The sequence below is a fragment of the Aeromonas sp. FDAARGOS 1403 genome (assembly GCF_019047325.1).
Classification (GTDB): domain Bacteria; phylum Pseudomonadota; class Gammaproteobacteria; order Enterobacterales; family Aeromonadaceae; genus Aeromonas; species Aeromonas dhakensis.
Window position 1 is genome coordinate 1,286,783 of the sequence record NZ_CP077249.1, and the last position, 24,395, is coordinate 1,311,177.

Consider the following 24,395-nt stretch of genomic DNA (forward strand, 5'->3'; position numbering starts at 1 on the left):
CTGCTCCGTAAGCGATAGTTCGTGGGATAAAGGCCGGGGCTATGTCGCTCCCGGCTAGTATCACTCAGCCTCTGGTCTTGGCGATCAGCGCCTCCAGGCCATCGAGTGCCTGCTCCAGATAACTGCGCGGGCAGCCGAGATTGAGGCGAATAAAGCCCCGTCCCCCTTCACCGAAGCCGATCCCCATGGAGGGAACGATCCTCGCTTCTTCGATGAGCCGCAGTTTCAGCTCATCGTCCGCTATCCCCAGCTGGTTGCAATCGATCCAGGCCAGATAGGTGGCATCGGCGTCCATCAGTTGCAGCTCTGGCAATCGGGTTGCCAGCTGGTGGGCAAACCAGCGCCGATTCTCTGCCAAATAGGCAAGCAAGCTGTTCAGCCAGTTCTCGCCATGCAGATAGGCCGCGGTCGCCGCCTCCATGGAGAGTGCATTGAACACATCCAGACCATGGGCGTCGAGACGCTGTTTAAAGCGCTGGCGCAGCGCAGGGTCCGGGATGATGAAGTTGGAGATGCGCAGCGAGGAGAGACCGAAGCTCTTGCTGGCGGAGGTCGCCACCACCATGTTTGGCAACAGATGGGCAGGCAAGGAGAGAACCGAGGTGTGCCTGTGGCCATCCAGTTGCAGGTCTGCCCAGATCTCGTCTGATACCAAGGTCACGCCGTGTTGCTGACAGAGCGTTGCCAACTCATGGAGCTCGGTGAGCGTCCAGCCTCTGCCAGTCGGGTTGTGGGGATTGCAGAGGATCATCATGGCGGGGCGCTCCACCATGAAGAGGCGCGCCAGCTGTGGCAGGTCCATCTGGTAGCTGCTCCCTGTGCGCTGCAGTGGATTGTCAAGCAGACGTCGCTCATTCAGACCGATGATCTTGGCAAAGGATCCATAGCAGGGACCCTGGATAACCACCCCTTTCCCGGGGCGGGTCAGCATTTGCAGCAGCAACGAGATGCCAGGTATCACCCCCTCGATGGAATGGATCCACTCCCGTTCGATGGTTAGCCGATGGCGCCGGTCAAACCACTGTTGCATGGCCGTGAAGTAGTCATCCCGCCGTTCGCTGTAACCAAAAACGCCGTGGGCTACCCGCTGTTGCAAAGTCTGTTGTACTGCTGGCGGACAGGCAAAGTCGAAATCGGATACCCACATGGGCAGCAGGTCGGTGCCATCAATGCCGAGGTACTGGGGCATGCAGTCCCACTTGATGGAGTTGGTATTGCGGCGATCAATCACGCCGTCGAAGTGATGGTCTGCCATTTTAGCGCTCCTCAGCAGTGGTCATTGTCTGTGGCTCGATGGCCACCGCTTGCTGCTCCGTACGCGCAATCCCGATGCCGGTAAAGCCGTAGGCAAGGGCGAAGAAGATGGCGGCGTAGCACTGAATGGCCCAGGGCAGATAATCGAGTGTAGAGACACCAAGAGTACCCGCCATATAGACGCCAGCGGCAGTCCAGGGGATCAGGGGTTCAATCACGGTGCCCGCATCCTCAATGGTGCGGGAGAGGTTCTTGGTGTCCAGCCCCATTCGGCGGTAGGCATCCTGAAACAGCTCGCCCGGGATAAGCAGGGCAAGCTTGCCGTCACTGGTGGCTCCGGTGACCAGCAGAGTGGTGGCGATGGTCGAGGCGATCAATTGGCCAGTTGAGTGAATCAGGGTTAGCAGGCGATTGATGATGAGGTCAAGCGCTCCTGTCAGAGTGAGTACTCCCGCGAAGGAAAAAGCGCAGAAAACCAGCAGAATGGTGCTCATCATCGAGAACATGCCACCGCGATTGAGCAGACGGGGAATATCGGGGATCAGCTGGCTGACGTCATGACCCAGCGGAGTAAACATGGTGAGGTCGAAGCCGTCGATCAGGGCATTGAAGCCGGACTGGAGTGGCAATCCCTGCATGGTGACCCCGAGGCCGATAGCGATGGCGCTGGCCAGCAGCATCAAGGGGATGGTGGGTTTCTTGACGATCGCGCCCCACAGCACGATCAGCGGAGGTAGCAACAGCAGAGGATGGAACTGGTAAAGCTGCTCCAATGTGGACAGGATGGTGAGTACCTTCTCCGGTGTGGCTACCTCTGCCCCGATGGCAGAAAAACCGGCGAAGAAGAAGACGCCGGCAGCCAGCACGAAGCTGGGTAGCGTAGTCCAGAGCAGATGCTGGATATGAGCGTAGAGCGTGGTATCGGCCACAATGGCGGCAAAGTTGGTGGAGTCGGAGAGAGGGGAGATCTTGTCACCGAAATAGGCGCCGGATACCACGGCCCCGGCTGCGGCGGCTAGCGAGACATCCAGACCGTGTGCCACTCCCATCAGTGCCACCCCGACAGTGCCTGCCGACCCCCAGGATGTACCGGTACAGACCGAGACCAGACTGGTGATGAAGAAAGCCGCGATAAGAATGTACTGCGGGCTGATCAGCTTGAGTCCCCAATAGACCATGTAGGGGATGGTACCGCTGAACATCCAGCTGCCAATCAGACCGCCGACACAGACCAGAATAAGGATGACAGGCATCGCCTTGGCCAGCTTCTGGACGATGGAGTGAATGATCTCGTCCCAGCTATAACCTTGCCAGCAGGCAAGCAGTGCGGTGAAGACGGCGGACAGCAGCAGCAGTGGTTCGATGCGCAACCCCATCAAGACATAGCCAACGATCAGGAGTCCCAGCATCACCAGCAGGGGCAGAGCGGCCAGCCCCAGGGTCAGGTGTTTTCTCTCTTGTTTCATCACGGTTGATCCATGGTTTCAGAACATGCCGCCATTGTGTGGCGAGCAGTCTGGCGGAAGTGTGAGCCTTGGCTCCCGGCTATGTAACCGGTTACATGGTGTCATGAAACGTGATCATGGTCGCAGCGCGGGGCTGGCATCAGTGTTGAAACGGACTCTCGAATGATCAGTGAAGGGCTGAATTCATGACAACCAGGTCCCGTATCCTTTTGTTGCAGTCTGGCAATGGCCAGCTCGGCAGCCCGTTTGGCCATCGTCTCTATGGGGTAGTGAAGGGTAGTGAGAGTCGGGGAGAGATAGCGAGCCAGCAGGATGTCATCAAACCCGATAATCGACAGAGCGTCGGGGAGCCGGTGCCCGCATTTTCTCAGGTGCGCCATCATGCCTGCCGCCATCACGTCGTTGAAGGTGAGCACGGCGGTGACTTCCGGGCACTCAGCCAGCAGGTGTGCTGCTGCTTGCTCACCGCCCTCTTCGGTGAAAGGCTGGCTGATAATCCAGTGTGGCTTGATGGCCAGATGGTAGCTGGCCATCCCTTGCTGATATCCCTCCAGGCGCAACTGCCGATCGGCGATGGGCAGATCGCAGGTTATGAAGCCGATATGGCGATGGCCTTGTGCCACCAGATGATCGACGGCGGCTCTGGTACCCGCCCGGTTGTCCAGCCAGATGCTGCGGTGAGCCAGCTCGGGCAGATAGCGATTGATAGGAATGAGTGCCGGCATGTGGGCCGCATAGCGCAGAAGCACTTCGTCGGAGAGGCGGGTGGTATGGGCAACGATCGCTTCGCAGCCCTGGTTGATCAGAAACTCAAGCCCATATCGTTCCTGTTCGTGCTGATGGGAACCGCTGCACACCATCAAGCGAAAGCCGTGGTGGCGGCTGATGGCTTCCACTCCGCGAGCCAGTCTGGCAAAGAAGGGGTCGGCGAGATTGCCGGTCAACAGGCCAAGCATATTGCCGCTTCGCTTGGCCAGCGCAACGGCAGCCATGTCCCGTCGATAATCCAGTGTGCGCATCGCCTTGTCGACCCGCTCCCGGGTCGCGGGTTCAACGTAGGCCGAGTTGTTTATTACCCGTGATACGGTTGCTGTCGAGACGTTGGCTAGTGCTGCGACCTGCTTGATCGTGGCCATCCACTCGCTTCCTGGTCGTGAAGGAGGGGCTAGTTATAACGGCATCTCTTGGTGCCGGCTATCGACAGTGAAGAGAGAAGGGGAGATATGTGATCGACTTGGCAGTGCCGGGGAATGAGGCAAAGAGGCCGCCGTGAGTTGCGGCCTGTCTGCATCGGGCGCTGCCGGTGGGCAGGCAGGATCAGTTGAGCTCTTCGATGGAAGACTCGCCGTTATGTAACAAGTTATTGATTTTAATTGACTTAATTTATTTAATTGTGCGTTTTTTATTTTTTAACCCCACATAAAACCCCGCGCAGTCAAAAATTCGCTCTGCTGGTGGCCAGGCACACATCGTTGGGCCAGGTGCCCTTGCTGTGACTCTGCCAGCGAAACTGACCGTGTTGTTGCTGCCATGGTGTCATGGGGGTGAGGTGGCAGGGGCTCTCTCATCTACCCGTTCGGTTGGGTCGATATCCCGTTAGCTGCAGCAGGTTGTCAGTCACTGCTGCTCTGGCTGCCTTTTGAGCAGCGATGTTGCGAGGCCTCATATCGTATCAGTGGAAAAGCTTGCCTCATGACGATCTGTGCGGCTCCCTGATGCTCATTGAGCTATTGGCTGCCAATGATGTAGACCGCTATGCCAGGAGTCATTACATATGCTCGTGCACACCAACCTGAAACCTGTGGTCTTTGATAAACCTTGCTCACCCAATATCTGGCAAATTCACAGATGGTATTGGCCGGCATTATTTATAATTATTTGTAATTTAAAAATATAACAAGTTGGTGATCACAATAATGATTAAGCTTCAATTTTTTTATTTTTCATGACGTTTTTTTTCGGTAGGGTTTTACAGCAATCAACAAACCGAGAGGCTTGAAATAATGAGAAACTCTACCTTGGCAATTGCCATTTCAATGGCGTTGTCCGTGCCTGCTATTGCCAGCACTGTATCTGCACAGGAGGCAAATAATGGCAACGGCTATTTTCAGCTGCAGGTCACCGAAAACAATGGACAAATCCAAACCGATGCGGTGAATGCAGAAATTGTCAACTTTCCTGACAAGAACATGGAGGCCGCAGTCAAGTCCGCGTTAGGCATTGCAGAGGCAGACCCAGTGACGAGCAGTGATATGCTGATGCTGGACCAGCTGAATGCCGTCGGCAAGCATATCGAGAGTCTGGTTGGCATGCAGTTTGCCAAAAACCTTGTCTCATTGGATGTGACGGACAATGACATCAGCGATATTTCCGTGATCAGCACACTGCCACTTACTTCGCTGAAGATAGGTGCCAACCACTTGAGCGATATCCATCAAATTGGCGCCATATCAACCCTGACCGTACTGGATATCTCAAATAATGGCATTGATTCACTGGACGCTATTACCGGGCTGCAGAACCTGAGCAACCTGACCGTCAGTCATAATCCGATTGATGACCTCTCCCCGCTGGGGAAAATGGGCAAGCTCAAACAGCTTGAGGTGGCATCAACCAAGATCTCCACCCTGGAATTTATGCCTGCAACACTGGTTGGCTTGAATATTTCGAACAACAAGATTGCGGATTGGTCCGGCATGGCCAACCTGCCCGCCTTGCAGAAGCTGGATGTGTCGGGGTGTCGCCTCGATGATCTCGAGAAGATAGTGCATGGGCCGCGCTATCTGGCCAAACTGACTGCCGATGACAACTACATCAGCAATGCTCGGCCGCTGGCCTATCTGCATGACAACACCAGTGTGTCACTGAAAAACCAGCACGTGGTGATGGCGGATACGGTGCAGGGTAAGTGGCTCACAATTGCTCTGCGCACCCCGGAAGATCATGTGCCAGCCATTGTTTGGGCCACTCCCGGCAGCTATGACGAAGCGACCAACCAACTGGAATGGGAAGGGCCCGGTCAGAATTCACTGACCTGGTCGTATGAGAGCAGCAACAAGAAGGTGGTTGCAGATGGCACTGTGACTCAGCTGGTATCCAAGCCGTAATCGTTTATTGAAGCGAGTCAGTTATTAATAAAAGGCATTGCCCATTACTATGTGATGAAGCAATGCCTTTTTGTATGTCCTTGCTTGTACGCTTGGGGCATTCTTTCACATGAAGTGTGGGCTGGGTGGCTCCTGGTGGTGTTCGATGCTGTCGGAAAATGGACTGTCGTCCGATGGCTTTTTTTGGGTCCCTATCTAGGGTGAAATTAAGTGCTGCCTGATATAATCATCATGCTGGATGTTGGTTTAAATGGGAATGGGTAGCCTCATTCAGTAGATAAAATGCTGCCAAGTACAGGATAAACACTTGGCTGTTTATTGCTCTATGATATTGATTTTGATGGTATTTAATTGAAATTAACCATAATTTCAGCGAGTTGGGATTAGCTGCTACCATGTTTTGTCTCATTAACAACCATGAGGGCGCAAGATGTTCTTCAACAGGCCTGATATCAATGATATTTTTCCGGAACCAGACAAGTCTGCAAGCTGGAAAAGCAAAAAGAACTATAAATACGATTACTTAAACATACCTATAAAATACATAGTAAGAATATTTGTTTTACTGCTGATTGCGTTTGCCATGCTGGACATCTATCTTACGGTCAAGATTTATATGGAGTACAGCAGCGGGGTGTAGCGTTGTCATTTTAGGTGCAGATGAGTCTTTTTTTGTGTTTCCATTCAAATCAGCGACGTTCTTATTTAAATAAGTCAAAAACATCATGCTGGAAGTCAATTATCACCTCGGTGAGCAGATAACGTTTATTCCATCACGCTACAGTCTGGTGAAGCAAAGGACAGAGTCCTCCCGCGAAGTACATTTAAGCCAGAAAGAGTGCCAACTGCTGGAGTTTTTGTGTGAGCATCCTCAGCAGGTAATATCCAGGGAGGAGTTTACCTCTGCACTGTGGAACAACAGCGAAAGCAGCGATATCGGTCTGAATAAAAATATCCTGATGATCCGGCGCAAGCTGGAGTCCCTGGGGATGATGGACTCTATCCGTACCGTGCCCAGAGTGGGTTACATGATGGATCTGACCATCCTGAAAGAGGAGCTGATCATTGACGACGCCCCCGACACAGTCACCCATGATGCACTGGTCGGAGAGCTGGTTGATGACGCGGACCCAGGCCGTGACCTGTTTGACGATCCCCCCTTGCCACACGCATGGCACCGCAGCAGGGTTGTCCGCAAGCGCGGCGTGATGGTCTCGTTGCTGCTTGGCCTGCTCGTTCTGGCTGGCTGTTTTCTGCTGGTGGAGGAAGAAGAGAGCCAGCCCTATCTGACCAAAAAGATAACCACCCGGCACGGCATCATCTATCGCGTGGATGGGGCCAATCCGCCGATTTCCAGCGCCACCCTGGAGATGATTGACAAGGCTTCCGAGCTGTCGGCGGAGAGCGAATACCGGATGATGGTTGCCGAGCACCTTGTGTCTGTCGTCTCCTATACCGGTGACAAACCGCGCTGGGAGAAGATCTATTACGTGCAACATGATGCATCACTGGATCCCCAGCTCATCTGCATTGCCCGGCATATGTCACAGCCACCAGCGGATGTGTTGCCTATGCCTGCAGCAGGGACCTATTACAACAACATTCACTTCTATGAGCCGTGCGATACCGCAGAGCACCCGGTGGTGGCCCTGCAAGTGCGCCACAAGGGATTTGGCGAGAAGATCCACGAGTTTGTGCAGGATGTGTCGCTGTTTACCGCAGAGGGCGACAAGCTGGCGGAGCTCAGTCTGCTCAAGGTGCGTGAAGGCAAGGTGAGCGACCCCGCTGAACATCCCGTCATCGCCTTGAAAGTGCACCTCCAGAGTGTGCACGTCAAATTTCTGGAATCGGATCTGCTGACCCCCTATCGGGCGGCGACCATGAGCATAGTGACCGATGAGGACGAACAGCTCGACTACTCGCTGGAGCCCGACAAATGGCTCCATGCTTCCAGCGCACATGGCGGCTTTCTGGCGCTGTCGCGCAGGGCGCCGGATTAAGCCTCCCGCCCGGATGCCCCGGCGGGCTCTCGGCAAGGGCTGCGCCGTCACTTATCCCACCAAGGCTGGCTTGTGCCAGCCTTTTCTTTATTCTGCCCTTGCCATGCCACCAGCTTTTGCCTTGATGCCCCCTCTCCTCGCCACCGCCCTGAACCCCCTGGTTAAGTGAAGTGCCGGCCGGCTCGCTGGTTGCTGGACTCTATGCTGCAACACAATGGTCCTGAGGCCGGGCGTGGCGGTGGGGGGCAGGAGCGGGATAAAGTGTCAATAAGGGTTGAGCCTCAGGCTCCGGGGATGATGCGGGAGCAAGGGGGCCCGGATTGGGCCGTCCGCGGATTTGCCTCGGCTCGGCGGTGCGAACCGGGGATTCACTCGGCAGTCAGGAGCCGCGCACCGCCGCCGCTGAAGATACCGGACGCCCCCGGATAGGGGGGCTGACGCCGAGCGCGAATGGATGGACCCCTTCGGCGGAGCGCACCTCGGTCGGCAGAGGCCGGCCATCCGGGTGGCGGTAGGGTGACGGTTCCCGACCCGAGGTCGCGGGTGTGCACATACTGGGCCAGAGGAGCGACATGGCTTATGCGTGCTGCATGGGATAGCGGGTAATGGCGCAGAGGGGAATGGCGACAGTGCGGAGGAACAAGGAGGGGGGCCACAGCCATCGGGTGGAGTTGGAGGGCGTTCCGGGTCAGGGCCCGGCGGATAAGGCCCAATGGCAAGGCAATTCCGTTTGCCTTGGTTGCGGAGTCAGGTTATCTGCGAAGGATTACTGGTAGGTCATGATAAAGTCGGCGGAGGCATCGAATTCACCCGGCACCGCCTTGCCACCTTGAGCCACGGTACTGATCACCTTGGCACCAAACTTCAGGTGGTTGTCGCCATTGACCAGGCTGGCCACCTTGGTCGGAGTGCCGAGCACGATCTCTTCCCCATTTTGCTTGTTGACCAGGGAGATGGCGCCACCGGAGCCGCCGCCGTTAAGGGCCAGGCTCTTCTTGGCGGTGTCGGCCGGGATGCCGTTGAAGGTGACGGTGGCGTCGCTGGCGGTGGCGAAGTCACAGGCTTCCAGGTGGATCTCGAACGGGCGCAGCGGAGTGGAGCCCTGCTTGTTCAGCAGCGAGTTGGCGATCTCCCCCATCTGGATGGTCTGGTCCACGCTCTCCGGGGCGATGGAGCAGGGGGCGTCGATAATGGCGCCGATAAACTTGATGGTGCCGTGACCCTGATCCACGGGCGGTTTTTCGGTTGGAGTATCTTCGGCAAAGGCGGTACCAGTGCTCAGCGCGAGGGAGAGGGCGAGCGCCGACAGCCCCCAGCGGGCGGAATTCATGGGTTTCATATTGGTTACCTTGTTTCGTTTCGTTGAGAGTATGCATAACGACAGCGAGCTGGTCAGTCAGGAGAAAGGGAGCCCCATGTTGGCGCAAACCGACTCACCTGGTGCTGTCGACCAAGGCATGCTACCCCTTATAGTCGCCTGCTCCCAGTTATCAAAAATTTCTTTTATATCCCTTTTATATCAATGCCTTGACCTCTTGTTTTGGTGTGCGTAAGTGGGGGCCGGTCGGTTGCAGTCTGCGGCTGGTTCTACGCTGGTGGCGACCAAATGGAACCATATCCCGTGCCACGGCAGACGGTCTAATATCAGCGGCATGGTCCTGTAAGCTTCGCAGCGCGTGATCCAGTGCGTTGCGAGTTGCGGGCGTGAGGCGCGGGAGTCAGGGGGCCAGCACGGGGTGCCGCGCTACGGCATAGCGGGCGGGCACTCCCGTGGCCGGGGCCGCGACCCGTTGGTCTCCCAGCGTTTCTGGGACGTCACGATGAAGCCGGCGGTCGCCCCCAACTCACCCGGCACCGACTCTTATCCCCATACCCCGTCCCTGATCTCCTTTGAGTCGGACTGCGGTGAGGTTGTCCCTATAGGCCAGACGTGATCCCGTGCGGTTCAGGGGTGGCGACCCGTCCCTTTCACCGTCGTGCCAGTTATCAGAGTTGATGGCGTCACCGGACCCCTCCACCTCCTGGAGGATCCAGGCGCTTCGGGGTAGTGCCCGGCGGGATGCCGTTGATAGAGCCGGGGGATCCTAGCATGGGGTCGGTCGCTGGCTCCCAGTTGAGTGGCACGGGGGAAGCGCAAGTGCTTCCACTCGGTTCGGACAGGTGCGGGCAGTCTGGTCGCGGTCATCCTCTGGATCACGCGAACCTCGTGGCCTCACTGGTGCGTCTGGAATTGCGCCGATCGGGTGGATGTAGCCGAGCCGTGTCGCCCGCCCGGGTGGCCACGCCGCCAGGCCGTTTAGTTTCTGCGCGCGGAGCTTGCGGCAGGGCGGGGCTGTGTGGGTTCGCTCACCTCTGCTTCCGGTGCTAAGGTGGGGTGGGGTGATACTGTCGATTGGGGCTCGTACGAGCTCGTTCTGGTGGAGGAGATGCGATTGGTTGGGCGAGGGCACGGGTGCCTGAGGCCACGGTTTGTCTTGCCGGCTTGCAGTACGCCTTTCACCACACCTGTCGCCCCCCGACCGCAGCTGTGGGTGCAGTCGGGCCTGGTAGTCTGCGCCGAGCAGTCGGCTGCTGCTCCTGGTCCTCGGGAGGTAAATAGCTGGTCCTGCGTGGTCCCGACCGGCCTAGGCCTATGGATCTCCCTTCGGTGAGGGGCACCCAGTTTACCCCGGGGTGGTTGCTTGCCCACGTCCTAGGGAGGGCGAGACGTGCCCCTAGGTCGGCCGCGCGTTGGGGGCGAGTCCCCGTAGCCTCTGACGGCCGACACGCCCCCCTCCGAGCTTCCTGACTGGCCGCAGCCACCGGGTTTCCGTCAACCCGTTACTATCGGGCGGCTTCCTCTACTCCACCCTCAGACTTCAGCACCGATCAATTGGGTTCTAGTATCAGCACTCCTGACGCTGAAAACTTCCCACTCGAGCTTGGGTCTGCGGCGGTGGTTAGTTCCAACGGAATGCTGCCTATTCCAGCCCCGGGTTTGGCGATTGTGAAGGGCAGCTGGACCCCACGTACTTTTATTGCGACCGATACCCCCGCTCCACTGTCTCGCACACTCGACCCCCCTCCCTGGAGACTGAGTCGGTAATCAGGAGCCGTCCCGCTGCACTGATATTGCAGGTCAAGGCGAGAGGACGCCCCCTCAGCAGTTATTGTTCCCACGTCCTTGTTGAGGGTCCTCGCATTAAACCAACAGGAACCGTTCCGGTCGGGAACGCGGATGCACCTCCCCAGCGTGAGCGGTTCGACACCGGCAGGCAGGATGTTGTCAGATGTGTTGGATACGAAGACTCCCACGCATTCGTATCCTCCGGTTCCCGTTGCGCACCCTCCCGAGTGATGCATGTAGAAGTTCGCCGTTGCCCCCGGGGCTGGTGTGGATGTGTTGAACACGAGTTGGTTTATTTGGGCGACTCTGTTGTTGTAGTCGTCACTCGAGAAGGTGTAGTTCGTTGAGTATGTGAAGCCTGCGTCGCCAGAATGAAGGTGCCCATAATCGTAGTGTGAGTTTGAGCGGATCAAGACGTCGTCTTCGGCCGAGGGCGGCTCGGCGGTAAAGGTGACGTTGCCGGACCATTCATTGCACCAGTTTTGCATTAGAGCTAGGTTGGTGGCGTGGGGAACGACGACCGCGTGTACGGGGCCCGACAGGGACGATAGAGTGGCTAGCAAGACGCCGGTCATTAGGTTTGGGGCTTGGCGATGGTGGCGGTGCGGTCGGCTTGTTATTGTCGGGGGGGTCATTGTCGGTCCTTTATGGTTCGGTTGTTTGGGGGGGGCGACATGGCGCCCCGACGGCGAGGCCGGCGGCCCACAGCACCCCGACACCTCATAAAATACCCCCGCACCCTGCGTTGGCACTCGGCTTCCGGGTTGCCGGCACGCAGGGTCTGCTCATAAAGCCGCAGGGACTTGGTTCGATAGCGTTGCAGGGCGTTGGGGGCGATGCCGACCCGGCCCTGCGTGGTATACCAGCCACCCAGCCAGTCGATGCCGCGATCCAGGCGGCCAATCCAGGTCTTGGCGGGGTGCTGGCTAAAGCCGTCGGCGGCCAGATAGCCATTGAGACGGCGCACGGCATCGCGCAGGCGCCAGCGGGTGCGGGCCAGCACGATAAAGTCGTCCATATAGCGGGCGTAATAGAACTCCCCCCTGGCGGCAAAGTCCGCATCGATATGCCACAGCAGGCTGGCGCCGATCAGCGGGCTTAGCGCGCAGCCGCGGCTGATCCCCCCGCCGGGGGTATGAAACTCGCCGCCGCACTCGACGCTGTAATAGAGGTATTGGCGCATCAGCTCGCGGCAGACGGGGCAGGGCAGCGGTGCCACCAGCCGGCTGAGCACCCGTGCCCGGTCGATATGCTGGTAGTAGCCGCGAATATCGGTGCGCAGCACATAGGGGTGGCTGCCCCCGGCCCCTTGCAAAAAGTCGTGCAGCCGGCGGCGGGAGGCCACCACTCCCATGCCGCGGCCATGTTCGCAGGCCGGGTGCCAGGGGAGCCGTGGGGCGACCCGCAGCGCCACCCATTTCAGCACCAGCGCATCTTCTGCCGACCAGATGGTGTGGCCCCCCAGCAGCTGCATGGGGCTGAGCCGATAGTGCCCCGCCATCACCCGGGCAAACAGGGTGGTCGCGCGCGCTGGCCAGTGAAAGCGCAGGTGCCAGATATCGGCGTTGGCCGGGTAGTGGCGCCGCCGCTGGCAGAGCCACTGATAGGCAAGTTGCCAGGCCTGCGCCGGTGCGAGTTCGGGATAGCGGCTATTCATAGGTCAGCTTGAGGGTTGACTGGGCGCTGAAGGTGCCGGGGGTGAGCTTTTTCTCCCCCGATTTCAGCAGCGCGACGTAGACCCCGAAATCGAGCTGGTTCTTGCCGGTTTGCAGGGTCTGTTTGCTGCTGGCCTGGCCCAGCGGCAGATCCTTGGGGCTATCCTTGCCCTGGACTATGCCGAGGGCGATGCCGGCGGCGGCGCTGCCCTTGGCCAGGCTCAGCAGGTTCTTGTCCTCGCTGGAGGCGGTGCCGCTGAAGGTGACCTTGACCCCCTTGGCCACCGAGGGATCGCACTCTTCCAGGTGCAGCACAAACCCCTTGGGTTTGGAGCGTTTGTCCCGCAGCAGATCCTTGTTGACCACGGTACCCAGATCCAGGCTGATGTTCGCATCCGCCGGGGGGATGGTGCAGGGCACCGAGACCAGGGTGCCGGTGATGGTCAGCTGCACCGAGTCGTAGCCGTCAGCCCAGGCGCGGGCCGGCAGCAGCCCCAGCCAGGCGAGGCAGATCAGGGCTGGCAGGCCGCGGGCCTTGTGGATCATGGGGTTCATCGTTACCTCCTTCAGGCCGCTTTGTCGGCGCTGGTCAGGCTGCAGTGCTGATCGGTGCAGCGAAAGTGGAGCGGGCGGCGCCCGCCGAAGTCATCGACATAGGTGAGGGTCGGCGTGTTGCCGAGCCGGGCAACCCCGAGATTGAGCTCACCCTGACCAAACGGGGCCAGCATCAGGGGGGTGAAGTCGGCCTGCCCTTCGTCATCGGCCTTGCCGGCGGCATCGACCAGGGTGATGAAGTAGGGAGTGGGGTTCTCCACCCGGTAGTGCCCCTGGGTCGGGGTCAGCTTGAGCTGCTGCTGCCAGGGGGCGACATGGGCCTCCGGCTCCACCACCAGCGACTGCGGCCGGTAGAAGAACTTGATGCGGGTCTGCAGCGCCAGCTGCAGGGAGTTGGGTTTGTCGCTGCGCGGCGGGATCTCCCGCAGGTTGAAGTAGAACAGGCTCTCCCGATCCTGGGGCAGCAGGTGGCTCGCCTGGGTGGCCTGCACCTTCAGCATGCTGTCGGCGCCCGGCTCCAGCCGCTGCACCGGGGGCAGCACCACGAAGGGGCTTGAAATCTTGCGGCCCATGGCATCTTCCATCCAGGCCTGGGCCAGATAGGGCAGCTCCTTGTTGTGGTTGCGGATGTTGAGGCTCTGGGACTTGCTATCGCCGGTGTAGATCACCCGGGTGCGATCCAGGGCCACGGCGGCCTGAGTGGGCAGGGCGGCCACCAGGGCGAAGGCCAGCAGGGCGTGTTGCATCAGTTTCATCGTCGGATCTCGTGTTGGTCAGTAAAACGGGTCTCAGTGACAGCTCAGGGTGGGCAGCTCGTCCTCCGCCGGCAGCGGGTTTGGCAGCACTGCCTGGCAGTGGGCATGGTCGCCCCAGCGGATGAAGATCGGCTCGCCGGCGTGCAGCCCCGCCAGATAGGCCATGCCGTCGTCGCTCAGCATCCCCAGTCGCAACTGCTGTCGGTTCTCCACCACAGCGGCGAAGGGGGGCGTCTTGCCGCTCTGGAGCCGGAAGGCGAGCAGCCGCTTGCCCCCCGCCAGCACATCGAAGTGCTGGTAGCCGATGGCCCCTTCGGTGAGGGTGCGGCTGGCCACGGGGGAGCCGATGGGTTCGACCTCGTCGCCGAGCCGATCCACATCTATGCTGGTGCGCTGCCGGTAGTAGCTGGTGAGATCGGCCACCACCGCCTTGCCGTGGCGATCCGTGGTGGTGACGGGGCCGCCGGCATGGATCGGCACCCCTTCGGCGCCATCGGCATCCACCAGCAGGCGACTGCCCCCCATCATGCCGACCCGGTGCAGGGCGGTGCCCTGCGCGGTGGCGGTGATGCCCCCCTGCACGGAGAGGCCCGCACTCAGGTTTTTGCCGCCGTTCTGCTCGCTGGCATTGACCGACAGCTGCGCCTTGTCGGCGGTATGGGAGTAGAAGCCGCTCAGGCTCTCCCCACGGGGCGAGGTGCTGGCCGAGAGGGAGTAGTTGTTGCGCTCGTCCAGGGTGTTGTAGTAGTTGGCGCTGTGAGTCAGGGTGTCGTTTTGCGACGAGAGGCTGTAACCGAGGTGACTGCCCCCGCCGAGCGGCACCGAGAGGGAGAGGTACATACCGGTATCGGCGTTCTCCCACTGGGTTTGGCGGTAGGCGTTCACCGTCAGCCCCAGGCCGCGCCAATCCTTCACATCGAACTGGTGGGAGAGGGCCAGGCTGATGCGTTCACTGTCCGGCTTCAGCCAGTAGGACTGGTGGGTGTAGTCGAAGTAGGCGCCGATATTCTGGTTGCGAAACTGCTTGCTCAGAATGACCGAGTACATCTCTTTCGAGCCCCCCTGGTAGTAGGCCTGGCTCTCGTCTTTGGCGCTCAGGTAGTCGCTCATGGTCATGAAGTCGCGCTCCGAGAAGCGGTAACCGGCAAACGCCACCTGGCTGTCGTATTTGTCGAAGCTCTTGGAGTAGTTGACCCGATAGGAGCCGCCGTGCTTGATGCCCTTCTCGGGCAATTCGGCCCGCGACTCCGTCATGTCGAACGAGATGGCTCCAAATTGCAGCAGGTCCCGGCCCGTACCCACAGTTAGCGCGGCATAGCCGTCGCTCACCAGGGCGCCGCCGAAGAGGGACCAGCCATTGTTGACCCCCCAGGAGGCTTCGCCGCTGACAAACAGCGGCCCTTCCAGGCTGTGGTCGAGGTTGGAGGGCTTGCCGCTGGCAAACTTGTAGCGTACCGAGCCCGGGCGCGACAGATAGGGGATGGCGGCGGTATTGACCTTGAAGGTTTGCAAGGAGCCATCCTGTTCCTCTACCCGCACGTCCAGCTCGCCGCTGGTGGCCGAGTTGAGATCCTGGATTCGGAAGGGACCGGCCGCGACCTGGGTCTCGTAGAGAACGCGTCCCCCCTGGCTGATGACCACTTTGGCGTTGGTTTTGGCGATACCGACCACTTCGGGGGCATAGCCACGCAGGTTGGGGGGGAGCATGTTGTCATCCGAGGCTAGCGTGAGCCCGGTGAAGCGGAACGAGTCGAAGATGGAGTTGCCAAGATCCAGCTCCCCCACCATCAGCTTCTCCTCGCGGGACGGGAGCGGGCGATAGGCGTAGACCCGGGTCACGTCGGCAGAGTGTTGCTGGTGGGTCTCTTTCACCTGTTTCGGATGGGTGGGATCCTGCGGTTCATCCTGATCCTGCTGGTCTTCATCCTGAGACGGTTTCTGGGTATGCCAGCCACGATTGCTCTGATATTGCGCCTGCCAGTCGGCCCGCACGCGCCAGGCACCATAGTTGGCCCCCAGCACGCCGTAGGCACTGGCGTTGGTATTATTCTCCCACTGCTCGGAGCTGGTCGCATGTTGCAGGTTGATGCCGTAATCGAGCATAAAACCGTTGATGCCGTTATCCCAGCGGCTGATGGGTTCCCAGTTGTCGTCGATATATTCCAGGTTGGTTTGCGGAATTGAGATGGTGAGGGTGTAACTGCTGATATCCGGACGCAGCGCGCTCCCTTCCAGCACATCGAGATTGATGCACTGCATGTCGGTATTTGCCCGCAATACTTTTTGCAGGGCGCTCTCCTTGAGGCCGAACTCTTCCAGCAGTGTTTTCGGAATACAACTTATGGACGCGCCATCCGCATCACTTTTCACCGTGATTTCGCGCTCGCCCAGTGAACGATCGTTGATATTTACCTGCATTGTATATTTGCCGGGAACGATATAGCCGACGTGAGTGAATTGTTCGAAGTCGATATTTTCGCGATCGGCTACATCCAGCAAATCGGTATTGAAATCGATGCCGCTGGCAGGGGCTGCCTGAATGGCAAAGGTACCAAGCAAGTGGATTATCAATATTGCAATGCGTTGTTTCATATCAATATCGTCACTGTCTGTAAGGGGCCGGGGCTGAACTGCCTGCCACACGGTTGTGATGATCGACAACCTTTCAAAAAAAAAGCCGCGCTGACGCCGGGTCAGGCGCGTTTTTTATATTCAGAGGGATGAAATGAGAAACTGGCACCACCTAGTTTCCTGGCCGCAGATATCGCCCAGCGCAATGATTCCCCCGATTGGCCAGCACATGGTATCGAGCTGGAACCTGCTTTGGCTAGTTACAGATAATTCCGGTATTATCCGTTAGTAATCAATGTGTTGAGCTTTGTTCTCATCAGGTGTTGGGTCGCCTGAAATCGGGTCTGGCAGGCCATTTCTGGTGGTTTTTAGAGCAGTCAGGCAAAGCGTGGCGCGGATAATGGATGTGGAACCAGGGTTGATCGCCGAAGAGAAAATGAGCTAATTATCCGGATGGAGATGTGTGTGCCGATAGAGCATGAGTGATTAACGATAAGCGACACTGAAATATTATGGGGAGATATAACAGGGCTGATATGGGAAATAGGTGGGCATCCCTGCCCAATACAGCTTCCTTGATATCATCACGCTTGTACTGACTTGATCCCGGTCAGTCGTACTTCTACCCGACGGTCCGGCGCCAGGCATTGAATGCGTTTTGCTTTGGATTTGATGCCATCGCACTGAGTGCCGGTGAGCGAGTCATCGGCGCCACGTCCCTCAACCCGGATTTTGCTGGCCGGCAGCCCCTGGGAGACCAGGAAATCAGCCACTGCCCGGGCGCGGGCCTCGGAGAGGCGCTGGTTCACCTTGGCCGAGCCGATGCGGTCGGTATAGCCGATCACGATGGCTTCACCCTCTTTGGGACGGGCGTTGGCCAGGTCCTGGTAGAGCTTGTCCAGGGTCTGCAAGCCCTCTTCCTTCAGGTCTGCCTTGCCAAAGGCAAACAGCACGTCAGAGCTCAGTTCGAAGGTCTTGTCGACCATGACGGGTTCCGGCGCCGGAATGGGGCGCTCTACCGCGACCGGCTCAACATAGCTGGAGCGGAAGGGGTGGTAGACCAGCTCCAGCGTGGTCATGTTCTGGTTGGGTTTGGTGCTGGTGTGGTAGTCACTGCTGTGCAGGTCTGCGACATCAGTGATGTAACGCCAACGGGCCTGCAGATCCAGCGCATCGGTCAGTTGATAGGTCAGGCCGGCGCCAAACAGGGAGGAGACCTTGGTGTCCTTGGTACCCAGCCCGTCGGTGTGGGCCCAGTAACCACCGACCTCACCGAACAGACTCAGGTCTGTGGCCAGCGGAACACGGCCGATCAGGGAGAGAGAGCCGCCCTGATTTTCAAAGCGGTTGCCATCGGTGTTGCCACGGCCGGCGTAGATGTAGCCCAGTTCGGCACCCAGATAGTCGTTAAGGTTGTAACCCGCAAAGGCGTTGGCGGCAGTGGCATCTTCGGTGCCGTTTTCGACACCATTGATTTTGTTCAGGCCTTGAAAGTGGGTGAAGCCGGCACCGGCACCGAAATAGAGATCGGCCGAGTCACCGTTCTCGGCAGCATTGGCAGAACCGGTACCAAGACCCAGCATCAAACTGCTTACGACAATGGCAAGCCTCTTTTGTCCAAATATCATGGATGACATCCTCATATTTTAATTTCTGGTTTTATTGTTTTGTTGCAAGCTGGCGCCAAGCCAAAAGTGAGCCATTCAGTACGAAGCTCGGGTTAATAAGGCAGCTTGGAGAGCACGTGGAGAACAGTAGCCTGCAAGATGAGATAGTCAAATTATTTAAAATTAATATTTGTTATTTCACAAGGGTAGGGGCAAATCAGCGGGTTGGTTTTATATGGGCGGCTAGTATATGACTTTAAAGGTATTTTTTCATATTTGTCGGATTCCTTTGATTCTATATATGATCAATGCTCGATAATTGGAAAATGAGGTTTGCAGTATGAAGAAAATATCGAACTTGCGTTTGGTCACTGCCTTGACGGTGGCAATGGTATCGGGGGGTTATGCTGCTCTTGCCTGTGCAGAGGATGACGGTGGTTGGAGTGATTTGGGGCCATCCAGTCCAGCTGCGTCTTCTCCTCAGGATCAGGGCCATGGCACCATCAAGTTTGTGGGTGCCATTATCGACGCCCCCTGCTCCATCGCGCCTGAAAGCGTGGATCAGACCGTGCAGATGGGGGAGATCGCCAACTCGCTACTCAAAAAGCAGGGTTCCACCCCGCTGCGGCCGTTCGAGATCCACCTGGAAGCCTGCGATTTCACCACTGCAGCCAGTGCGACCGTGACCTTCTCCGGGATCCCGTCTGATGACACCAAGCATGCGCTGGCATTGAACGGTGGGGGGTCTGGTGGTGCGATTGCTCTGGTCAACAAGCAGTCAGGGGAAGAGATTGTATTGGGTACGCCGACCAAGGTGTCCAGTTTGGTCAATGGCGACAACCACCTGAAGTTTGGTGCCAAGGTGGTCAGTACCGTTGCCGCCGATGGCAGCAACCCGCCCGTGCCGGGTGAGTTTGATGCCGCGGCAGACTTTGTCATGAATTATCAGTAATCCATCACCTTCATCGGGCGGCCACGTGGCTGCCCGTTCACTCCTCCCAGGGGCCATACCAGGCATCGCTCAGTGGTGCCAGCCTATGTTCAATCACCCAAGGTTGGGCGGTCAGCCAATTGGCTACCTCTTTACGATCCGATTCAGTCAGTGAGCCTTTCGCCGATTGACAGAGATAGCCGCTGATCTCATGACCCGATAAAGAACCGCCACCACCAAATATCCAGCCCTGGGGCTCGATATACTCCAACCAACGATCCAGTGCCTCCTCAAAATCGACCTGTGATGGCTTTATGGTGAAAACGAGGTGTAAGCCCAACTCCTGAAATTCATCGAGATGCAGTTTCTTGCGTAAGCGGCGGGAGCGTTTTTTCCTCAACTCAGAGGGTTGAAATGTCATGTCGATCCTCGACTCATGGTGCCTGGCTCAGGAAACAGTTCCAAACTGTCCCCTGAGGTCAGTGGGGAGAAATGTCTGGAGTATCAAAGGACTACTCTACAGGAATGGCTATGATGCAATCCAGTGCCTGCTTGCCAGTGGGTCTGGGTTACCTGTCATCGGGCCCTGGGATTCGCAGGATCATTTTCCCTGGCCATTTCATATCTGGAAGGCAAAAGGATCATTGGTGTGTTTTTATGATGTTGATATTTAATGGTTTTTATTTGTTTGGTAATTTTTTACAGGTAGTTTCTGACCTTGGCTTCTGATCCAAAATGATCGCTTTCATATACGCAAGCCAGAGGGATGGACCTTTGGCATTTTCACAAGGTAGATGTGCCCGTTTTTCGTATGTAGCGACGCGCAGTCGAGGGATTCAGTCCGTGCTCTACTGCGTATTGAGCAATGGTTATGTGTTTACGTTCTGACTGCAATGCATAGCGTCGGCAGTGGGTCTTCCACTCTTCACTCATAGGCAGTCGCTTCAACTCCAGTCTTGCTGTCTTATGATGCAGCTTATGCGTTTTTATATAGGCCTCGACCGACAAGCCGTTTTCAGCCCGTTCTGATTGGTATTGTTGACGGTGCCGTTCCCAGAAGCGTCGTCTCAGATCTGCACTGCCCAGCTCCCGGAACTTTACATAGGCGAGTCTCAAATCAAGCCGATATAGCTCTGCATAGGCCTTGATGCTGATACCTTGTAGCAGCACCAGAGTGGCAAAGTTCTCCTGATGATGGCGCCAGAATCGCTTGCGCTCCAATAGTCCCATTTCATTCGGCTGCCTGATCCTGGTTGGTATGCTGGGTGCATAAATTCGGCTTTTCATCGTTCATTGCTTCCTGATACTGCGACTGATTTGGTAGTCCTTGACCGCTGCTGGCCGCTTTCCCTTGTCTTTGGTTTTGGCCAAATAGCTCAAGCGGTAGACAAGCAATCTATGTTCATCCAGGCGATCACGGTGGACGAAGTAAAAGGGATTCATCGGCAGGGCTAGGTAGCCATATGTCCATTCTGCTTTGGCTAACCGGTAGACATTGTCAGAGTGCTTGACCTTTTGTCCGTCCAGCAGCAGAGCCAAATGGTAGTGTTGGGCTGCGGATTTGGCTTTCTCTCTGACCCAGATGTAACCGTGATAACAGGGGCCGTAGTGCTGGATCAGTGTTGATTTGAACTGTCTGCAGAACCGACTGATGGGTTGATTGTTGTCTGTGCCCTGTTGCATCTTCAGCTCCAGGCGGATGGCCAGCAACTTGCTGGTCTTGCTAAAGAATCTTTCCAGTAATCGGAAGATGCCATCCATGATATCCCGCCTGATACGTATGTTGTTCATGACCGCCCAAGCATGGCCTTGGTACTCATAGTTCAGGGGAAGAGTCAAAGAAGAATCATTATTAATACCGGGCATATATTATCAATATCCTGAAGCAGTGATGGCGGCTGGGCGCAGTTAACCCCCGCCACTTGTGGGCGGGGTGCTCTGCAAGTAGAGACTAGGCCTTGGAGAAAATCGGGAATGATGTGCCAGTTTGTTACATTCGGTGCCAAATAAAGGAGGCTGCTGCCCCCATTTATTCTTCAATCCACTGTTAACAGTGCTTCAATTTGCTGCCTTGTCCACCCCATGATCCGTCCGTTGCTATGTTTGAGCGGTGCCGGGAGCTTGGCCAAAGCGAGCCACCGGTAGATCGTCGTTCTGGAGCACCCCAGCACTCGCTGCAGGTCTTTGTGTTTGAGAATGGGTTGCAGCGTTCCGCTGTCTGCCGCCGCCAACGAACGATAGCTGAAGGGAGATTTGGCCATCACTTGCTCTCCATCAACTCTGCGAGCCATTGTTGGTATACCGACTCTGGCCAGCCGACTGTTTTGCCATGGATCTTGATGGGTTCGGGAAAAACCCCGTCACGAACCCATGCCCACAGAGTGCGGCGATTACGTCCGACAAGATCACAAACTGTTGTAATGGAAAGTATTTTTTGAGAAGTCATGGTTCACCTCGTCTCATTGGATTTGATGAGTGCATCTTCCCGGATTTATTCTGAGATGTGAGGTGAGCAAAGGCTAAATCACGGTGAGTTAGGTTAACTCACCGTGTTCGGCGTTAATTTAGCCAATTCTGGATGGTATTTTTGTCGACATTAGCCAACTGGCTCTGTATTTGGTCCCGCGACCTTGAGCACATCAGCGTTTGAATCGCTTCTGCAATTGCGGTATTCGACCACTCCTCGAACGGCTTGTTAGTCAGAAAGAGAAAACCTGCCGAGGTGTGAGCACACCGTTTTATAAGCTGCCGGATCAGTTCCTTATCAGGGCACTGCAGGGCCTGACAGAGTTTAATGACAAGTTGGTGATAGTGAGAGGATGTGAGGTTATTGCGTTCAACGGCGATGGTTGCCAGCGCGTCATCATGCTCCACCAGCAATTCCGTCAGGAAGATGAGCATGGCATGTTTTTTGGTGGAATATCTTGGGGACTTTTCGAGGGCGCTAGAGCCCGAACTGGATGAATGCCGGGCCGTGTTGCGTACTAGTTGCTTCATGCTCTCCTGAGTCAACCACAAGTGCTCGGGCAATACACGGCAATCTGGTACCTCGGGGTTCTTGGCAGAGGTCACTGGCACAATGGAGACTTGAAAGCCATCAATGGGATTGTCGAGGGTGAGCAGATAACCGTGCGCCACAAAGAAGGAGCGAAACTCCACCACCCCATGAGTTTCCAACTGCTTGGCAAAACTGTGGCCCACAGTCCAGAGTCCGGATGCTTTGGCCATCAAGGTCAATGGATAGGTAACCCCACCGTAACTGAAGCGGTAAAACATGGGGACGCCACCAAACAGTTTGCCTGGACGCACATCATTAAAGTGGAGTCGTGCCAGCCCAAATTCACCCTGAGTGATCTTCAACGTCGCATTGACCAACCGGTCCTGAGCTCCCACCTGCTTGTCGAAAGCATCATTTGGCTGTGCTGGGGTCAGGTTGCGTATGATAACGGCACATTCTGACTCTTCTAGCATCAAATAGAGCGTGGTCTTTTGATTGGCAGCCCAATGGATTATGTCTTCCACCTTGCAACCCAGTTCGCTGGCTGCCTTGGTAATCTTGAGGTAGTCGGTGTCCGGTAAATCGCATCTCTTCATAGCTATTGATGTCGCCCTGCAGCCTTATTTAAGTGGATGATATTGCTGCTGGCGGTGGAGTTCCAGATTATTGACTGCCAGAGCTCAAGGGTGGCTTTTTGTTCTGATAGCCGGTGGTCGTGAATATAATGACTCATGACTCCCTTTAGACTATGGCCGGCAATGATTTCGATCACATGTGGGGCGATCCCAGCAGTTGTGAGATGGGTTGCAAGAGAGCGTCGTAAATCGTGGAAGGTCCAGAAAGGGCTATGTCCAAGTCTTACTGACAACTTGTGGCCGTAGGTCGCCACCGTGCTCACTTTCTTTAGCTGGCCGAGAAGATAGGACGTTTTGTTCTTTTTTGCGGTTGCGATAAGTTCGGCGAGCATCGGTTTGAGTCGCTCAGGTATGGCGCGGACAATTTTGTGGTCCGTTTTTGAATGTTCGATAGGAACGGTCCATATCCCTGCGGCTAGATCCCACTCTGTTATATGGGATTCCCGCACTTCACGTGTTCTTGCTCCGAAAGATAGTAGCAAGAGAGATAGTGCACGATAGTAGGTGTTGGAGGAGGGGCTTTGGATCCATTCCATCAGAGCGTGGATTTCTGCAAGACTCAGAACGCGATCCCTTTTTCCACCCCGTTTACCTACATCTGCAATAGTCAGGTCATTGAGTACATTCGAGACGGCATAGCATCGAACACGGCAATACTTCAGCGCCTGTTTGGAGATCTGGAAGAGCATGCCAGCGGTAACAGGTACCTGCTTGTTGCATTCATCAAAAGCCACCAGCCAGTGTCTGGTCTCACAATCGATGAGTGGGAGATAGCCTATCTTGGGAAAGATCCATTTTTGGAATTGTTGCCGGATCTTTGGGGCATTCTTTCTGTTTTTAGCTGCGTAGTTATCCAGCCAATAACAAATCGCATCTTCTACCGTGACTGGTTTCAGTCGTTCTTCTTTGGCCAGTTTGAGCATCAACGCTGGATTGTGGCCGGCCGCTAGCCATCCTTTACATTGCTCGGTTTTCCTGCGGGCTTCTTCAATATCGATCCCTGCGCTGTTGTTGGTGAACTTCCCCAAGGTCACTTCCAGATTTTTCCCATTAAAGCGATAGCGGAAAACAAAGCTGACTGACCCGCTTGGATGCCAGAAGGCATTCAGTCCATCGCCGCGATCCACTTTACGGATGGGCTTCTTGCCGCCGTGGGGGGTGCCAAGCATTTTCCTGAGTGCAGTGACCACTAATGCCATTTTATACCCCCACAAAACCCCATAAAAAACCCCACATATGTATCCCTAACTGGTATCACCTCCCATCACCTGATGGGACATGAATTCTCAGTGGGCCTTATATATCATGGGGCTTTTGTAGGCAAGGCGGGTTTTAATTGGACGTAACGAAACGTCAGTTGAGTTCTTCGATGGAGAACTCGCCGGCAATGCCGTCACAGGAGACGGCGAAGCCGCCGCTGAAACGGGTGCTGAACTGGATCAGAAACGCATCATAGTCGTGCTCTTGCACGGGCAGGTTGATGGGCTTGCTGCGACGCAGGGGTTTGCGAGTTTGTACGCTTTTCATCATGGTATTTCTCTATATAAATTAAGTTTTTGCTCCTTGTATTGGCAAATGTCAGGTCGATGGGCGCGGCCAGCTGTAAGCTGACGGGCGCGCAGGAATACCCAGCCCGGTTCAGGGGCGTCTGCACTTTCAAGGAATGCGCCAAGGACCACGCGGATGCATGATGCTACTTGGGAGTGGGCAGATCGGGTCTGCACCGTGAGAGCCGGGCAACGCAGGCGGACAGCC

At 56.6% G+C, this 24,395-nt stretch carries 21 protein-coding genes; 4 read left to right on the plus strand and 17 right to left on the minus strand.

All coding sequences use genetic code 11. The features are described 5' to 3' along the window. Window positions 1-64: 64 nt before the first annotated feature. The 3 genes from I6L33_RS06235 to I6L33_RS06245 form a co-directional block, all read right to left on the minus strand. Window positions 65-1,255, minus strand: a complete 1,191-nt coding sequence (locus tag I6L33_RS06235; protein WP_216973719.1) for a MalY/PatB family protein — start codon at window positions 1,253-1,255, stop codon at window positions 65-67. Window position 1,256: 1 nt separating this feature from the next. Beyond that, window positions 1,257-2,720 carry a Na+/H+ antiporter NhaC gene (gene nhaC, locus I6L33_RS06240; protein WP_213344092.1) on the minus strand — a complete coding sequence of 488 codons (1,464 nt, stop codon included), beginning with the start codon at window positions 2,718-2,720 and terminating at the stop codon, window positions 1,257-1,259. Window positions 2,721-2,821: 101 nt separating this feature from the next. Next, the gene (locus I6L33_RS06245; protein ID WP_216973720.1) at window positions 2,822-3,856 is read right to left on the minus strand and encodes a LacI family DNA-binding transcriptional regulator; all 1,035 of its coding nucleotides are present in this window, start codon (window positions 3,854-3,856) and stop codon (window positions 2,822-2,824) included. Window positions 3,857-4,723: 867 nt separating this feature from the next. Here I6L33_RS06245 and I6L33_RS06250 point away from each other — a divergent pair. Next, window positions 4,724-5,827 (plus strand): leucine-rich repeat domain-containing protein, encoded by a 1,104-nt coding sequence (locus I6L33_RS06250; protein WP_216973721.1) that lies wholly within the window; start codon window positions 4,724-4,726, stop codon window positions 5,825-5,827. Window positions 5,828-6,552: 725 nt separating this feature from the next. After that, window positions 6,553-7,827, plus strand: a complete 1,275-nt coding sequence (locus I6L33_RS06255) for a helix-turn-helix domain-containing protein (RefSeq protein WP_216973722.1) — start codon at window positions 6,553-6,555, stop codon at window positions 7,825-7,827. 766 nt (window positions 7,828-8,593) lie between these two features. On the opposite strand, the gene I6L33_RS06260 is transcribed toward I6L33_RS06255, so the two are convergent. The 5 genes from I6L33_RS06260 to I6L33_RS06280 form a co-directional block, all read right to left on the minus strand. Next, the gene (locus I6L33_RS06260; protein WP_216973723.1) at window positions 8,594-9,166 is read right to left on the minus strand and encodes a fimbrial protein; all 573 of its coding nucleotides are present in this window, start codon (window positions 9,164-9,166) and stop codon (window positions 8,594-8,596) included. 2,398 nt (window positions 9,167-11,564) lie between these two features. Continuing rightward, window positions 11,565-12,590 carry a reverse transcriptase domain-containing protein gene (locus I6L33_RS06265; RefSeq protein ID WP_216973724.1) on the minus strand — a complete coding sequence of 342 codons (1,026 nt, stop codon included), beginning with the start codon at window positions 12,588-12,590 and terminating at the stop codon, window positions 11,565-11,567. Then, window positions 12,583-13,143 (minus strand): fimbrial protein, encoded by a 561-nt coding sequence (locus tag I6L33_RS06270; RefSeq protein ID WP_016349198.1) that lies wholly within the window; start codon window positions 13,141-13,143, stop codon window positions 12,583-12,585. The genes I6L33_RS06265 and I6L33_RS06270 overlap by 8 nt, the downstream gene beginning before the upstream one ends. Window positions 13,144-13,154: 11 nt before the next feature. Next, a complete protein-coding gene (locus tag I6L33_RS06275; protein ID WP_016349199.1) occupies window positions 13,155-13,898 on the minus strand; it encodes a fimbria/pilus periplasmic chaperone in 744 nt (247 codons plus the stop codon). 33 nt (window positions 13,899-13,931) lie between these two features. Then, on the minus strand, window positions 13,932-16,457 hold the full coding sequence (locus tag I6L33_RS06280; RefSeq protein WP_254204975.1) for a fimbria/pilus outer membrane usher protein: 2,526 nt from the start codon (window positions 16,455-16,457) through the stop codon (window positions 13,932-13,934). Here I6L33_RS06280 and I6L33_RS22000 point away from each other — a divergent pair. Then, window positions 16,347-16,622: a hypothetical protein gene (locus I6L33_RS22000; RefSeq protein WP_254204985.1), complete on the plus strand. Its 276-nt coding sequence runs from the start codon at window positions 16,347-16,349 to the stop codon at window positions 16,620-16,622. The genes I6L33_RS06280 and I6L33_RS22000 overlap by 111 nt on opposite strands. Before the next feature lie 431 nt (window positions 16,623-17,053). On the opposite strand, the gene I6L33_RS06285 is transcribed toward I6L33_RS22000, so the two are convergent. Beyond that, window positions 17,054-18,052, minus strand: coding sequence for an OmpA family protein (locus I6L33_RS06285; RefSeq protein WP_302054594.1), 999 nt, complete (start codon window positions 18,050-18,052; stop codon window positions 17,054-17,056). Between the two features lie 364 nt (window positions 18,053-18,416). Between I6L33_RS06285 and I6L33_RS06290 the strand changes: the two genes are divergently transcribed. Continuing rightward, the gene (locus I6L33_RS06290; protein WP_254204961.1) at window positions 18,417-19,028 is read left to right on the plus strand and encodes a fimbrial protein; all 612 of its coding nucleotides are present in this window, start codon (window positions 18,417-18,419) and stop codon (window positions 19,026-19,028) included. A gap of 37 nt (window positions 19,029-19,065) precedes the next feature. Here the strand turns inward: I6L33_RS06290 and I6L33_RS06295 are convergent, their stop codons facing one another. From I6L33_RS06295 to I6L33_RS06330, 8 genes are all read right to left on the minus strand, one after another. After that, the gene (locus I6L33_RS06295) at window positions 19,066-19,428 is read right to left on the minus strand and encodes a 50S ribosome-binding protein YggL (RefSeq protein WP_216973726.1); all 363 of its coding nucleotides are present in this window, start codon (window positions 19,426-19,428) and stop codon (window positions 19,066-19,068) included. Between the two features lie 362 nt (window positions 19,429-19,790). Then, entirely contained in the window at window positions 19,791-20,294 is a 504-nt protein-coding gene (locus I6L33_RS06300) for a hypothetical protein (protein WP_216973727.1), read from the minus strand. Between the two features lie 3 nt (window positions 20,295-20,297). Beyond that, window positions 20,298-20,768: an inovirus-type Gp2 protein gene (locus I6L33_RS06305; RefSeq protein WP_254204962.1), complete on the minus strand. Its 471-nt coding sequence runs from the start codon at window positions 20,766-20,768 to the stop codon at window positions 20,298-20,300. Window positions 20,769-21,043: 275 nt separating this feature from the next. Beyond that, the gene (locus I6L33_RS06310) at window positions 21,044-21,268 is read right to left on the minus strand and encodes an AlpA family transcriptional regulator (RefSeq protein WP_016349205.1); all 225 of its coding nucleotides are present in this window, start codon (window positions 21,266-21,268) and stop codon (window positions 21,044-21,046) included. Continuing rightward, on the minus strand, window positions 21,268-21,453 hold the full coding sequence (locus I6L33_RS22185; protein ID WP_016349206.1) for an AlpA family transcriptional regulator: 186 nt from the start codon (window positions 21,451-21,453) through the stop codon (window positions 21,268-21,270). Before I6L33_RS22185 ends, I6L33_RS06310 begins: the two co-directional genes overlap by 1 nt. Before the next feature lie 113 nt (window positions 21,454-21,566). After that, window positions 21,567-22,601 (minus strand): hypothetical protein, encoded by a 1,035-nt coding sequence (locus I6L33_RS06320; protein WP_216973729.1) that lies wholly within the window; start codon window positions 22,599-22,601, stop codon window positions 21,567-21,569. 2 nt (window positions 22,602-22,603) lie between these two features. Beyond that, window positions 22,604-23,839: a site-specific integrase gene (locus tag I6L33_RS06325; protein ID WP_216973730.1), complete on the minus strand. Its 1,236-nt coding sequence runs from the start codon at window positions 23,837-23,839 to the stop codon at window positions 22,604-22,606. Between the two features lie 154 nt (window positions 23,840-23,993). Next, window positions 23,994-24,170, minus strand: a complete 177-nt coding sequence (locus tag I6L33_RS06330; RefSeq protein ID WP_005308161.1) for a hypothetical protein — start codon at window positions 24,168-24,170, stop codon at window positions 23,994-23,996. Window positions 24,171-24,395: the final 225 nt, after the last annotated feature.